Origin of the sequence: Bradyrhizobium sp. INPA03-11B, assembly GCF_040446015.1 — a bacterium.
Taxonomy (GTDB): Bacteria; Pseudomonadota; Alphaproteobacteria; order Rhizobiales; family Xanthobacteraceae; genus Bradyrhizobium; species Bradyrhizobium macuxiense_A.
Genome location: NZ_JASGSR010000183.1, coordinates 1 through 11,642 on the forward strand (window position 1 = coordinate 1; position 11,642 = coordinate 11,642).

Below are 11,642 nucleotides of genomic sequence, written 5' to 3' on the forward strand. Positions count from 1 at the left end.
CCTATCGGGAGCTTCCCGTGTTGAGAGATCACCCCACCCCGACACACGTTTCGCTGCGCTCAACGTGTGCCGACCCTCCCCCTCCAGGGGAGGGTGGCAGCGTTCGCGATCTTACTTCGTGCCCGCGGGCGCAGCAGCGCCGCCGCCCGACGCGTTCTTCTTGCACTCGGAGCGGAATTTCTTGCGCTCCTTGCCGTGCAGGCCCTTGGCGTCGGCCTCCTTCGAGCATTCCAGCGACTCGGCGGTGCGCGGCTTGGCTTCCTTCGCCATCTTGGCGTCGGCTTTCGGAGCGGCGTCCTTGGCGGCGGGCGCGGCAGTCTGCGCGAAGGCGCCGCCGATCAGCAGTGCGGAGGCAAGGGCGGTCACGGTCGCAAGGGAGGAAATCTTCATCATGGGGCACCTCTGAGGAAAAGAAGGCCGAAACGTTGCGCGGCGATGCTGAACCGTGGATGAACATGCGGTGGTCCCGCCGCCACAATATTTTAATGCGCAAGCGCGCCCACACGTTGTCGCAAGTCCGGGTTGCGCTAGGATAATGGTCTTACGCCAATGCCCCCAACCAGGGATGACGGGAGACCAGGGATGACCATTCGGACCAGATTGTTGTGTGTGATTGCGGTGTCGGGCTTTGCAGCCTTTGCGGCGAGCGCGCCGGCGCAGGCCCTGACCGCGCAGGAATGCAGCGCCAAGTACCAGGCGGCCAAGACGGCCGGCACCCTCAACGGCCAGAAGTGGAATGATTTCCGCAAGGCGCAATGCGGCGCCGATGCGAGCCCGGCCGCGGCGCCCGCCGCGCCGCCGCCCGCTGCCGCCGCGCCTGCTCCGGCCGCGCCGAAGGAAGCCAAGCGCGAAGCCGCTCCCGCGGCAGCACCCGCCGCGCCGGCAGGGCCCGCCGTGTTTCCGAACGCGGTCGATCCCAAATACGCCAAGGAAACCGAGGGCAAGCAGCGCATGCACAGCTGCCTCGACCAGTACAACGCCAACAAGACCACCGGCGGCAATGGCGGCATGAAGTGGATCCAGAAGGGCGGCGGCTATTACAGCGAATGCAACAAGCGCCTGAAGGGCGCCTGATCGGCCCGCAGGTGAAGTTTGGTGAGCGGCCGGCGTAAGCCGGCCGCTTTCTTTTGGCCGAGGCTCTACTGGCCTTCCGCAAGCAGCTTGTCCGCCGATTGCGCCAGCAGTTGTGCGCGCTTGCGCGGGCCGCGCTCGAGAAACAACAGGCTCTGGCCGAAGATGAAGCAGTAGAACAGAAAGGCCTGCGCATCGGCCTCTTCGGTCGGCAGCCCCGTGGCACGATAGAGCTGGCCGACCTGCTTCAGCCGTGCCGCATCGACACTCGCGGCGGCGGTGGCCGCGGCCTCGTCGGTGCGCGCCCATTGCCGGATCGCGAGCTCGACAGCCATCGCCTCGGCGTTCATGCGCTCCGAATAGAGCGTGATGATCGCCTTCAGGCGTTCGCGCGCGCTCGCACCGTCGAGCGCGGTCTGCTTCTCGATCGATGCGATGCGGCCTTCGCGCCAGCGCGTCAGCATGGTCTCGAGCAGTGCGGCGCGATCCCTGAAGCGGCGGTAGAAGCCGCCCTTGGTGACGCCGAGATTCTTCGCCAGCACCTCGACCCGCACGCCGTCGACGCCGCTATGGGCGAGTTCGGCAAAGCCGGCGGCGACCCAGACATCGCCCTTGCTCTCAGTCATGTGATCTCCGCGGAGCGGGTCTGATACGGTACCGTATTGCTAGCCTGCTTCGTCCTCGATACGCTACCGTATCAAAAATCGAAGGAGGGGTACCATGGAGGGCGAGGCGACCTATCGCGGCACGGTCTATCCCTGGCACTGCGACCACATCGGGCACATGAACGTCATGTGGTATGTCGGCAAGTTCGACGAGGCGAGCTGGAACATGTTCGCGCGGCTTGGCCTGACGCCCACCTATCTGCGCGAGTCCGGCCGCGGCATGGCCGCCGTGCAGCAGAACATCGCCTACAAGCGCGAGCTGCTCGCCGGCGACCTCGTCGAGGTCAAGAGCCGGCTGGTCGAGTTCCGCGACAAGTCGATCCGCATCCTGCACGAGATGCGCAACGCCGAGACCGGCGAGATCGCCGCGACCTGCGAGATCACCGCCGTGCACATCGACCGCGCCGCACGCAAATCGGCGCCGTTTGCGCCGGCGATCCGCTACGCGGCGATGCCGCATCTCGTCCCGTCAGAACCCGCGATCGCATGACCGCCATGCCCCGTTTCGAGCCGAAGAATCCCGACTATCGCGCGGTTGCAGCCGATACGTTCGCGCGCCAGCGCGCGATGCAGACGCTCGGCATCTCGATTGCGCGCATGGAGCCCGGTGAGGTCGATCTCGCGATGCCCTATGCGCCTGAGTACAGCCAGCAGAACGGCTTCGTGCATGCCGGAATCATCACCGCGGGGCTCGACAATGCCTGCGGGATCGCCGCCTTCACGTTGATGCCCGAAGGCGCCGACATCCTTACCGTTGAGTTCAAGACCAATCTGCTGGCGCCGGCCCGCGGTGAACGGTTCGTGTTCCGCGGCGTCGTGGTCAAGCCCGGCCGCACGCTCACCGTCTGCGACGGCCGAGCCTACTCCGTGCAGGACGGCATTGAGACACTGGTCGCGACCATGAGCGGCACACTGATGGCGCTGCAGCGGCGGGAGGGGTAGCTCGAGCGCAGAGCGCAACGCCGTCATTGCGAGGAGCGATAGCGACGAAGCAATCCATGTCTCCGCCCGCGGAACTATGGATTGCTTCGCTTCGCTCGCAATGACGCGACTATGTGCAGACCCACGCATTGACAAGCCATCGCCACAACGACCTGATAGGCGGATGTTTCGCGTGGGCGCCTTGTCATGATCGCCAGCCTCAGCCTGATCCTGCTTTGTCAGCTCGTCGGTGAGGTTGGCGTGCGCGCGCTCGCGGTGCCGGTGCCGGGCCCGGTGGTTGGTCTCGTCCTCCTGCTATTGCTGCTGCTGGCGCGCGACCGCTATCCGGCGCTGGCGCGCGGGCCGCTCGGCAATGACGGCGTCGAGAGCGCAAGCCGCGGCATGCTCGCCAATCTCTCGCTGCTGTTCATTCCGGCCGGCGTCGGCGTGGTGCAGAAGCTCGATCTGCTCGCCGAGCACGGCGTCGCGATCCTGGTGATCCTCGCGGTGTCGGTCATCGTCACGCTGCTGGCGACGGTCGCGACCTTTGTCGCGGCGAGCAGTCTCTTCTCGCGCGAGGACGAGACGCCGTGAACGACAATCCGTTCTCGCTCTGGGTCTATCTCTCGCAATCGCCGCTGCTCTGGCTGACGGTGACGCTCGTGACCTATGCCGTGACCGATGCGGTGTCGCTGAAGACAAGGCGGCACCCGCTCGCCAATCCGGTGCTGCATTCGCTGTGGATCATCGGCCTGTTCCTGCTGCTGACCGGGACTTCCTACACCACCTATTTTGCCGGCGCGCAGTTCGTCCACTTCCTGCTCGGGCCGGCGACGGTCGCGCTCGCGGTGCCGCTCTACGAGAACCGCAAGCGGGTCGCAGCGGCGGTCCTGCCGATGCTGGTTGCGCTCGCGGTCGGCTCGCTGACGGCGATCGTCTCGGTGGTGCTGCTGGCGCGGGCCTTCGGCCTGCCGCGCGACATCATCCTGTCGCTGGCGCCGAAATCGGTCACGGCCGGCGTCGCGATGGGCATCAGCGAATCCCTGCATGCCGATCCCTCGCTGACCGCGGTGTCGGTGATCCTCACCGGCATCATGGGGGCGATCATCGTCACGCCGCTGATGAACTTCACAGGGATTACCGACTTCCGCGGCCGTGGCTTTGCCGCCGGGATCGCCGCCCATGGCATCGGCACCGCGCGCGCCTTCCAGGTCGACGAGGTCGCCGGCGTCTTTGCCGGCATCGCGATGAGCCTGAACGCGCTGGTCACCTCGCTGCTGGTGCCGCTGGCCGTGACATATCTGCTGCGCTGAGCATGATCCGGACCCGCAGGGCCGCGTTAGCGCAAAGTGGGGACCGGTTTTCCCTCGCGACAAACGCGGAACGCGTTTGCGCGGAGATCATGCTCAAATAGAGAGTCCCCCTTTCAGGGCAGTTTTGTGCTATGGCTATGGCGCTGGGCAGCAAATCCTTCTATGGTCGCCGCCGCAAATGCGAGTCTGTTCCCTTTGATCTTCTCCGCAACCCAGAGCGTGCTTGGGCTGGCATCGGGCATGCTGGTCGGCTTTTCGCTGGGCCTGGTCGGTGGCGGCGGGTCGATACTTGCCGTGCCGCTGATGGTCTATGTGGTCGGGGTACCCCAGCCGCATATCGCGATCGGCACCTCGGCGATCGCGGTCGCCGCCAACGCTGCGATCAACCTGTCCAACCACGCCCGCGGTGGCACCGTGATGTGGTCCTGCGCGCTGGTGTTCGCGCTGTCGGGCATGTTCGGCGCCTTCGGCGGCTCGATCCTCGGCAAGATGCTGGACGGGCAGAAGCTGCTGGCGCTGTTCTCGGTGGTGATGCTTGTTATCGCCGGCCTGATGCTGAAGACCCGCGCGCGGGTCGGGCTGACCGACGTCAAGATCTCGATGTCCAACATGCCCGCGATCATCGGTCTCGGGCTTGCCACCGGAACCATGTCCGGATTCTTCGGCATCGGCGGCGGCTTCCTGATCGTGCCGGCCCTGATGCTGGCGACCGGGATGCCGATCATGAATGCGGTCAGTTCCTCGCTGGTGGCCGTTACCGCCTTCGGCGTGACCACGGCCCTGAGTTATGCGTGGTCAGGGCTGGTGTCATGGGGCCTGGCGGGGCTATTCGTCGCCGGCGGCATCGCGGGCGGCCTCCTGGGTACCAGGAGCGCCCGGCACCTGTCGGAACGCCGCGGCGCGCTCAATATCGTGTTCGCGGCTGTGATTATCGTCGTGGCGGTCTATATGCTGCTGCGTAACATCAATGTGTCCTGAACGTAGAAGGGCGAGGAGCCCTTCCGGAAGCCAACTATGAACCATCTGACAAAATCAGCCCTCGACAATGCCGGCGCCACCCGCCGGGACGCGCTCGGCCTTATCGGTGCCGGGATCGCGCTCCTGGCCGCGAGCGGCGCGCGCGCCGAGGACGATAAGGTCCTGACCGAGGAGCAGGTGCTGCGCGATCCGGATATTCCGGTGATCGGCAATGCCAAGGGCGATATCACGATCGTCGAATGGTTCGACTACAACTGTCCGTATTGCCGCAAGCTGGCGCCGGAGCTCCGCCAGGTGGTGCAGGACGACGGCAAGGTCCGCCTGGTGCTGAAGGACTGGCCGATCCTCGGGCCGGTCTCCAAGGTCGCGGCGCGGATGGCGCTGGCGGCGAAGTACCAGGGCAAGTTCGAGGCCGCCCATGAGGCGATGATCTCGGTCAATTCGCGGATCACCGAGCCGCGCATCGCCGAGCTGCTCTCGGGCGCCGGCCTCGACATGGACAAGCTGAAGAAGGATCTCGACGCCAACGCCAAGGCGATCGACGCGATCCTCGCACGCAACGACGAGCAGGCGCAGGCGTTCGGCTTCAACGGCACGCCGTCATTCATCGTCGGTAAGTATCGCGTGCCGGGCGTGCTCAGCATGGATCAGTTCGAGCAGGTGATCGCCGACGCCCGCAAGGCCAATATGGGCCGCAAGACCGAGCAGAACTAGCTAAGGCATGATCCGGAAAAGTGCGAAGCGGTTTTCCGAAAAGATCATGCCTAAACAACGCTCACGCGGAGCCCTTCCGCTTGGCATAGGCGCGCCGGGCGCGCTCGCGATTGCCGCACACTTCGCTCGAGCACCATCTGCGGGTCCGGTTCGGGCTCTCGTCGACGAAGAACCAGCCGCAGCCGTCGGCCTCGCAGCATCCGATCCGCCTGGCGTCGTCGGACGCCAGCAGCGCCGTCAGCGACCAAAGCACCGGCCATAACGGCGCGCTCACGTCGGTCCCCGCGAAGGCGTGGCGATATGTTCGATCCTGCCGCACCAGGTCGGGTTGCCGCGGCGCCGCCGAGAGCATCTGATTGACGAGACGAAGGTCAGCACTGCGGCCGCCGCGCAGCGCGTCCGAAATTGTCCAGATGTCGCGGCGCAAATCATATGCCTTCTGCATCGCAGCCGCGGCCTCGTTGCCTGCCGAACGCGCCTTCAGCTTCCTGGTCGCGGCAAGCGGCAAGGTCCCGCGGCGTTCGCTCCAGGACAACAGCGCCGCATAGTCCGGAATCAGCTCCTGCGGATCTTTCGAGGTGCGCCAGTCCAGCGTGTTCGCGAAGTCAAGGCAGACCCGTCCACCGAAGAACTGCGTCGCTGCCCGCGCGGGATCTCTTGACATCACGGCCTCTCACCAAGTCTAATCTAATGGTCATGACCATTACAAGCGCCTCGCCATCAGCCTCGACGATGACTGCCGCAGGTGTCAGGCGCGGCCTGGTCGCGGCGTTGCCCTTCCTGCTCAGCAATGGCGCCGCCGGCCTCGTGATGGGACTGACCTACAAGGGACTTGGGCTTGGGGCAGAGCACGCCATTCTGTTCAGCCTGCTGGTCTACTCCGCTACGGCGCAAGCGATCACGCTGAGCATGTGGGCTCACCCGCTGCCGGTCGTCGCCATGGTCGTGGCCTGCATCGCCACGAATTCACGATACTTACTGATGGGCGCCCATCTGCGCCAGCTGTTCGGCGGATTGGCTCCCCGGAAGATGCTGCCTACGCTGTTTCTGCTGGCGGATGCATCGTGGCTGATGACCAGTTCGGACGCCGACCGCAACGGACCTGACGCAGGCTATCTGCTCGGATCGAGCATCCCGATGGCGATCGGCTGGGTCGGCGGCACCGCGCTCGCCTATGCCGCTCCGCTCGCGGCAAACGAACCGCTCAGGCTCGCCGCTACGTTGCTACCGACGATGTTCATCGCGACCTTGCTTCCCAGCCAGTGGAAGAATGTGAGATCGCTGTGGCCGTGGCTGACTTCGGCCGTCGCAGCACTTCTCGTGGCCCGGTTTGTGGATCCCAGCTGGTCGATGCTGATCGGAGGCGGATGCGGCACGCTCGTGAGCATGATGGAGCCGAAAGATGGATGACCTTAAGGTGCTCGGCGTCATCTGCATCCTCGGTGTCACCTGCTATGCGATGCGCGCCGGCGGATACATCCTCGCCGCATCGATGCGCGATGACGGCATCGCCGCGCGGTTCTTGCAGCTCGCGCCTGGCAATCTGTTCATTGCATTCATTGTCGGCGGTTGCCTGTCAGGCGGGCTGGCAGGCTTGGTCGGGACCGTGGTCGCGCTCCTGACCATGGCGATCACGGCGAGGGAATGGGCGGCGCTGGGAGCCGGGTTCGGCGCGGCCTTGGTGGCGTCTGCGATCGGGCTGTGACGTCGGCCGTTACTTCGATGCGATCTTGTCCCACTGCTCGCGGGTGCGCGTCTTCAGCAGGTTCCAGTCATGGGCCGCGACGTCCCAATTGACGATGGTGCGCGCGTCCCGCGCCATCTCGCCATTGGCCGCGCTCGATGTTCGCATCGAGTCATAGACATAGACGCCGCATATCAGCAGCAGCGCGCCCAAAATCATTCCGAAAAACGTCCGCATCGCTTAATCCCTCCGGTGTCGAAGGGATAACGTCGCGGGGCTCGCTGTGGTTCCGGCGGCCGATCAACTGCGCGCGAACACGCGCATGACATAATCGATGAACACGCGCACGCGCGGTGAAAGCTGGCGGTTGCGCGGATAGAGCAGGTTGACCGGCACCATTGGTGGCGGGCATTGCTGCAGCACTGCAATGAGCGTGCCGTTGGCAAGATCGGCCTCGGCATGGAAGCGCGGCACCTGCACGAGGCCGAGGCCGAGCCTGGCGCTCGCGAGATAGCTCTCGGGTCCCGTCACCGCCATCGGCGCGGGCAGCGGAAACTGCTTCACGGCGCCGTCGATGACGAACTCCATCGGTCGCAAACGTCCCGTCGTCAGCGAGCGGATGCCGATCATGCGATGGCCGTCGAGCGCGAACGGATCGGTCGGCGTGCCGAAGCGCGCGAAATAGTCAGGCGTGGCGCAGGTCAATCGCTCCAGCATCGTCACCTGGCGCGCGATCATGTCGCTGTCGGGCAAGCGGCCGAAGCGCAGCACGCAGTCGACGCCTTCGCGGATCAGATCGATGAAGCGATCGCTCTCGCTCATGTTGATCTCGATGTCGGGATACTCGGTGAGGAAGCCCGGCAGGTTCGGCAGCAGGAAGTGCCGCGCCAGCGTGCCCTGCACTTCGAGCCGGAGCAGCCCCTTCGGCCGCGCGCCGCCGAACGCGCCCTCGGCGTCTTCGAGATCGGAGATCAGTGACAGGCAGCGGCGGTAGTGCGCCTCGCCGTCGAGCGTCGGGCGCACCGTGCGCGTGGTGCGTTCGAGCAGCCGCACGCCGAGCCGCGCCTCCAGCCCCTTCACCGCGTCCGTCACCGTCGAGCGCGGCAGCCCGAGATCGTCGGCGGCCAGCGAAAAGCTGCGCCGCTCGACCACCCGGGTGAACACGCGCATCGCATCGAAGCGGTCCATCTATTGTCCGAAATTTGCGAATAGTGATGCCAAAAATTGCCAGATTATCCGGTTGATGCCAAGGCGTAGCGTCCTCCCATCGAACGCGGCCGTTGCCGCTCAACTGATGGGAGATCGAAAATGACCAACCAAGCCAACAAGGTAGCTCTGATTACGGGCGCCTCGCGCGGCATCGGCGCGGCGGTCGCCGAGCGCCTCGCCAGGGACGGCTTCACCGTCGTCATCAACTATTCCGGCGATGCCAGGCCCGCCCAGGCGGTCGCCGACCGGATCGAGGCCGCCGGTGGCCGGGCGCTGACCGCGAAGGCCGACGTCAGCGATCCCAGCGCGGTGCGCGGCATGTTCGACGCGGCGGAAGCGGCGTTCGGCGGCGTCGACGTGCTGGTCAACAATGCCGGCATCATGAAGCTCGGCAAGATCGCCGACAGCGACGATACGAGCTTCGATCAGCAGGTCGCGGTCAATCTGAAGGGCAGCTTCAACACCATGCGCGAGGCGGCGCGCCGGCTGCGCAACGGCGGACGCATCGTCAACTTCTCGACCAGCGTGGTCGGCACCAAGCTCGAGACCTACGGCATCTATGTCGCGACCAAGGCGGCGATCGAATCCCTGACCGCGATCCTGTCCAAGGAGTTGCGCGGCCGCGGCATCACCGTGAACGCCGTGGCGCCGGGCCCGACCGCGACCGACCTGTTCCTCAACGGCAAGTCGGACGAGCTGATCGACCGCTTCGCCAAGATGGTGCCGCTGGAGCGGCTCGGCACGCCGGACGACATCGCCAATGCCGTGTCGTTCCTCGCCGGTCCCGACGGCTCCTGGATCAACTCCCAGACCCTGCGCGCCAATGGCGGCCTGGTCTGACGCCCTCGCACCTTCAACCCAACTCCCGTTCAATCCGTCATCGCAAGGACACGTGTCATGAAACAGGTCATCGTCATCACCGGCGCCTCGAGCGGGTTCGGCCGCCTCACCGCCAACGCGCTCGCCAAGGCCGGCCACATTGTCTACGCCTCGATGCGCCACACCACCGGCCGCAACGCCGCCGCGGTCGCGGATATCGAGGAGTTCGCGAGGGACAACAACGTCGATCTGCGCTCGCTCGAGCTCGATGTCGGCTCGCAGGCTTCGGTCGACAGGGCTATTGCGCAGATCGTCGCGGAAGAGGGCCGCCTCGACGTCGTCATGCACAATGCCGGCCACATGGTATTCGGTCCGGCGGAGGCCTTTACGCCCGAGCAGCTTGCCGAGCTCTACGACGTCAACGTGCTCTCGACCCAGCGTGTCAATCGCGCGGCGCTACCGCAGCTGCGCAAGCAGGGCAGGGGACTTGTGGTCTGGGTGTCGAGCAGCTCTTCGGCCGGCGGCACGCCGCCCTATCTCGCGCCGTATTTCGCGGCGAAGGCCGGCATGGATGCGATGGCCGTGATCTATGCCCGCGAGCTCGCGCGCTGGGGCATCGAGACCTCGATCATCGTGCCCGGCGCCTTCACCGGCGGCACCAATCACTTCGCCCATTCCGGCCGTCCTGCCGACGAGGCGCGCGTCGCCGAATATGAAGCCGGTCCCTATGCCGGCTTCGGCGAGGAGATCATGAAGGCATTCGCGGCGATCGTGCCCGACGATGCCGACGCGTCGCTGGTCGCGGATGCGATCGTCAGGGTGCTCGACACGCCGTTCGGCAAGCGGCCGTTCCGCGTCCACATCGATCCGACCCAGGACGGTGCCGAGGTCGCCTTCGGCGTGATCGACCGCGTCCGCAACGAGATGCTGCACCGGGTCGGCTTTTCAGACCTGCTCAGGCCGCGGGTGAACAAGTAACGAGGCGCACTCCTTCCACGTCATTGCGAGGAGCGACAGCGACGAAGCAATCCATGCCTCCGCTTGTGGCGCAATGGATTGCTTCGCTTCGCTCGCAATGACGGGGATAGAGCCGCGTTACGCGGCGACTAACCGAGGATGCTTTAGGCGCCGTCGGCTCACTCGCCGTTCAGCCACTGAAAAATCTCCGAATTGATCTCGCGCGGATAGGTGTGGCTGAGATCGTCGATCTCGCGATAGGTCACCCTGGCGCCGGCGGCCGACAGCAGGCCCTGGGTCTGCCGCGCGGTCTGCACCGGGAACATCCAGTCGAGCCGGCCATGGGTGATGAAGATCGGCAAGTCCCGCAGCCGCTCCGCGTCGGCCATCTCAGCCATCAGCGGATGGAAGGTCGCCGCGACCGGCGCCAGGTGCGTGAAGCGCGAGGCGCCGCCGAGCCCGGTCACATAGCTGAAGGTGCCGCCGTCGCTCATGCCGGTCAGCAGCATGCGCGTCGCGTCGATATTCCAGCGCGCGCACACCTGGTCGAGAATGCGGTTGAGGTTCGGCGTGTCGGTGTCGTCGCCCATCAGCGCCCAGGTCTGGCCGGTCGCGGTCGGCGCCACCAGGATGGCGCCGCGGCTGCGCGCGTCGCGCAGCCAGCTCCACAGGAAGCCGCGGCCATTGCCGCTGCCGCCGTGCAGCGCCATCACCAGCGGCCAGGCGCTTTCAGGCGTGTAGTATTCCGGCACGTACATCGAGAAGCCGCCGCGGCTGCCCGGTTCGTTGCGCTCATGGAAGATGCCGGTGTCGTCGTTGGGCTTGGCCGCGAGCTTGGCCTGCAGACCGGCATCCTCGCGCAAGTCGGGCGCGATGAAGAAGCCGCTGACCGGCGGCAGTTCGGTCAAGGGATAGAGCGCTTCCTGCGCGCGCGGCAGATAGCGCAGCGCGCGGAATACGCTGACGAGGTCGCCTTCGCCGTTCTGCACCGCGCGCAGCCCCGCATAGCCGGCGAGCGCCGGTTCGATTGCAGCGTCAAGCGCAGTCTTGATGTGCGCGAATTTCTCCGGCCAATCGGCCAGCCGCGGACGCACGGCCTGCAGTGCCTCTTCGGGCTCGCCCGCGATCTGCATCACGCGGTCGAAGTCCGGCGGATTCAGATTGCGCGCGACAAAGGACAGCGATTCCAGCGTCTGTAGCAGCGGCGGCAGCACGGCGACGATATCGTCAACCACGGCCTCGCTCATCGTTACTGTCCTTCCTTGTTGTTAGATCGGCGCTGTAGCGGCGCAAAAGCTGCGCCCCCTCTCC

At 65.8% G+C, this 11,642-nt stretch carries 17 protein-coding genes; 11 read left to right on the forward strand and 6 right to left on the reverse strand.

The features are described 5' to 3' along the window. Positions 1-111 precede the first annotated feature (111 nt). Positions 112-393 (reverse strand): PsiF family protein, encoded by a 282-nt coding sequence (locus tag QMZ05_RS38335; protein WP_050419520.1) that lies wholly within the window; start codon positions 391-393, stop codon positions 112-114. Between the two features lie 189 nt (positions 394-582). Here QMZ05_RS38335 and QMZ05_RS38340 point away from each other — a divergent pair, with 189 nt between their 5' ends. Further along, positions 583-1,074, forward strand: a complete 492-nt coding sequence (locus QMZ05_RS38340) for a hypothetical protein (protein WP_353705477.1) — start codon at positions 583-585, stop codon at positions 1,072-1,074. 65 nt (positions 1,075-1,139) lie between these two features. On the opposite strand, the gene QMZ05_RS38345 is transcribed toward QMZ05_RS38340, so the two are convergent. Further along, a complete protein-coding gene (locus QMZ05_RS38345; protein WP_353705478.1) occupies positions 1,140-1,697 on the reverse strand; it encodes a TetR/AcrR family transcriptional regulator in 558 nt (185 codons plus the stop codon). Between the two features lie 94 nt (positions 1,698-1,791). On the opposite strand from QMZ05_RS38345, the gene QMZ05_RS38350 reads away from it, so the two are divergent. The 6 genes from QMZ05_RS38350 to QMZ05_RS38375 all read left to right on the forward strand — a co-directional run bounded on the left by QMZ05_RS38350 (position 1,792) and on the right by QMZ05_RS38375 (position 5,662). Beyond that, positions 1,792-2,226, forward strand: coding sequence for an acyl-CoA thioesterase (locus tag QMZ05_RS38350; RefSeq protein WP_146989322.1), 435 nt, complete (start codon positions 1,792-1,794; stop codon positions 2,224-2,226). Between the two features lie 5 nt (positions 2,227-2,231). After that, positions 2,232-2,678, forward strand: a complete 447-nt coding sequence (locus QMZ05_RS38355; protein WP_353705490.1) for a PaaI family thioesterase — start codon at positions 2,232-2,234, stop codon at positions 2,676-2,678. 186 nt (positions 2,679-2,864) lie between these two features. After that, complete coding sequence (locus QMZ05_RS38360; protein WP_353705479.1) at positions 2,865-3,251, forward strand: CidA/LrgA family protein; 387 nt, start codon at positions 2,865-2,867, stop codon at positions 3,249-3,251. Further along, the gene (locus QMZ05_RS38365) at positions 3,248-3,970 is read left to right on the forward strand and encodes an LrgB family protein (RefSeq protein WP_353705480.1); all 723 of its coding nucleotides are present in this window, start codon (positions 3,248-3,250) and stop codon (positions 3,968-3,970) included. Before QMZ05_RS38360 ends, QMZ05_RS38365 begins: the two co-directional genes overlap by 4 nt. Before the next feature lie 198 nt (positions 3,971-4,168). Then, on the forward strand, positions 4,169-4,948 hold the full coding sequence (locus QMZ05_RS38370; protein ID WP_353705491.1) for a sulfite exporter TauE/SafE family protein: 780 nt from the start codon (positions 4,169-4,171) through the stop codon (positions 4,946-4,948). Between the two features lie 36 nt (positions 4,949-4,984). Next, positions 4,985-5,662, forward strand: coding sequence for a DsbA family protein (locus tag QMZ05_RS38375; protein WP_353705481.1), 678 nt, complete (start codon positions 4,985-4,987; stop codon positions 5,660-5,662). Between the two features lie 61 nt (positions 5,663-5,723). Here the strand turns inward: QMZ05_RS38375 and QMZ05_RS38380 are convergent, their stop codons facing one another. Then, positions 5,724-6,326: an ABATE domain-containing protein gene (locus tag QMZ05_RS38380; RefSeq protein ID WP_353705482.1), complete on the reverse strand. Its 603-nt coding sequence runs from the start codon at positions 6,324-6,326 to the stop codon at positions 5,724-5,726. A gap of 32 nt (positions 6,327-6,358) precedes the next feature. Between QMZ05_RS38380 and QMZ05_RS38385 the strand changes: the two genes are divergently transcribed. Both QMZ05_RS38385 and QMZ05_RS38390 read left to right on the forward strand, forming a co-directional pair. Then, a complete protein-coding gene (locus tag QMZ05_RS38385; protein ID WP_353705483.1) occupies positions 6,359-7,072 on the forward strand; it encodes an AzlC family ABC transporter permease in 714 nt (237 codons plus the stop codon). Beyond that, positions 7,065-7,367, forward strand: coding sequence for an AzlD domain-containing protein (locus tag QMZ05_RS38390; protein WP_353705484.1), 303 nt, complete (start codon positions 7,065-7,067; stop codon positions 7,365-7,367). The genes QMZ05_RS38385 and QMZ05_RS38390 overlap by 8 nt, the downstream gene beginning before the upstream one ends. A gap of 9 nt (positions 7,368-7,376) precedes the next feature. Here QMZ05_RS38390 and QMZ05_RS38395 read toward each other — a convergent pair whose 3' ends face one another. Both QMZ05_RS38395 and QMZ05_RS38400 read right to left on the reverse strand, forming a co-directional pair. Next, a complete protein-coding gene (locus QMZ05_RS38395; RefSeq protein ID WP_353705485.1) occupies positions 7,377-7,583 on the reverse strand; it encodes a hypothetical protein in 207 nt (68 codons plus the stop codon). A 63-nt stretch (positions 7,584-7,646) separates the two neighbouring features. Next, complete coding sequence (locus tag QMZ05_RS38400) at positions 7,647-8,534, reverse strand: LysR family transcriptional regulator (RefSeq protein WP_353705486.1); 888 nt, start codon at positions 8,532-8,534, stop codon at positions 7,647-7,649. A gap of 120 nt (positions 8,535-8,654) precedes the next feature. Here QMZ05_RS38400 and QMZ05_RS38405 point away from each other — a divergent pair, with 120 nt between their 5' ends. Continuing rightward, positions 8,655-9,395, forward strand: a complete 741-nt coding sequence (locus QMZ05_RS38405; RefSeq protein WP_353705487.1) for an SDR family oxidoreductase — start codon at positions 8,655-8,657, stop codon at positions 9,393-9,395. A gap of 57 nt (positions 9,396-9,452) precedes the next feature. Beyond that, a complete protein-coding gene (locus QMZ05_RS38410; RefSeq protein WP_353705488.1) occupies positions 9,453-10,352 on the forward strand; it encodes an SDR family oxidoreductase in 900 nt (299 codons plus the stop codon). A gap of 158 nt (positions 10,353-10,510) precedes the next feature. On the opposite strand, the gene QMZ05_RS38415 is transcribed toward QMZ05_RS38410, so the two are convergent. Beyond that, on the reverse strand, positions 10,511-11,578 hold the full coding sequence (locus QMZ05_RS38415; RefSeq protein ID WP_353705489.1) for a phospholipase: 1,068 nt from the start codon (positions 11,576-11,578) through the stop codon (positions 10,511-10,513). Positions 11,579-11,642: the final 64 nt, after the last annotated feature.

Excerpts from the sequence above, each read along its gene's own strand:
- QMZ05_RS38335 (WP_050419520.1), bottom strand. The coding sequence starts at position 393 with ATGATGAAGATTTCCTCCCTTGCGACCGTGACCGCCCTTGCCTCCGCA.
- QMZ05_RS38340 (WP_353705477.1), top strand. The coding sequence starts at position 583 with ATGACCATTCGGACCAGATTGTTGTGTGTGATTGCGGTGTCGGGCTTT.
- QMZ05_RS38345 (WP_353705478.1), bottom strand. The coding sequence starts at position 1,697 with ATGACTGAGAGCAAGGGCGATGTCTGGGTCGCCGCCGGCTTTGCCGAA.
- QMZ05_RS38350 (WP_146989322.1), top strand. The coding sequence starts at position 1,792 with ATGGAGGGCGAGGCGACCTATCGCGGCACGGTCTATCCCTGGCACTGC.
- QMZ05_RS38355 (WP_353705490.1), top strand. The coding sequence starts at position 2,232 with ATGCCCCGTTTCGAGCCGAAGAATCCCGACTATCGCGCGGTTGCAGCC.
- QMZ05_RS38360 (WP_353705479.1), top strand. The coding sequence starts at position 2,865 with ATGATCGCCAGCCTCAGCCTGATCCTGCTTTGTCAGCTCGTCGGTGAG.
- QMZ05_RS38375 (WP_353705481.1), top strand. The coding sequence starts at position 4,985 with ATGAACCATCTGACAAAATCAGCCCTCGACAATGCCGGCGCCACCCGC.
- QMZ05_RS38380 (WP_353705482.1), bottom strand. The coding sequence starts at position 6,326 with ATGTCAAGAGATCCCGCGCGGGCAGCGACGCAGTTCTTCGGTGGACGG.
- QMZ05_RS38385 (WP_353705483.1), top strand. The coding sequence starts at position 6,359 with ATGACCATTACAAGCGCCTCGCCATCAGCCTCGACGATGACTGCCGCA.
- QMZ05_RS38390 (WP_353705484.1), top strand. The coding sequence starts at position 7,065 with ATGGATGACCTTAAGGTGCTCGGCGTCATCTGCATCCTCGGTGTCACC.
- QMZ05_RS38395 (WP_353705485.1), bottom strand. The coding sequence starts at position 7,583 with ATGCGGACGTTTTTCGGAATGATTTTGGGCGCGCTGCTGCTGATATGC.
- QMZ05_RS38400 (WP_353705486.1), bottom strand. The coding sequence starts at position 8,534 with ATGGACCGCTTCGATGCGATGCGCGTGTTCACCCGGGTGGTCGAGCGG.
- QMZ05_RS38405 (WP_353705487.1), top strand. The coding sequence starts at position 8,655 with ATGACCAACCAAGCCAACAAGGTAGCTCTGATTACGGGCGCCTCGCGC.
- QMZ05_RS38410 (WP_353705488.1), top strand. The coding sequence starts at position 9,453 with ATGAAACAGGTCATCGTCATCACCGGCGCCTCGAGCGGGTTCGGCCGC.
- QMZ05_RS38415 (WP_353705489.1), bottom strand. The coding sequence starts at position 11,578 with ATGAGCGAGGCCGTGGTTGACGATATCGTCGCCGTGCTGCCGCCGCTG.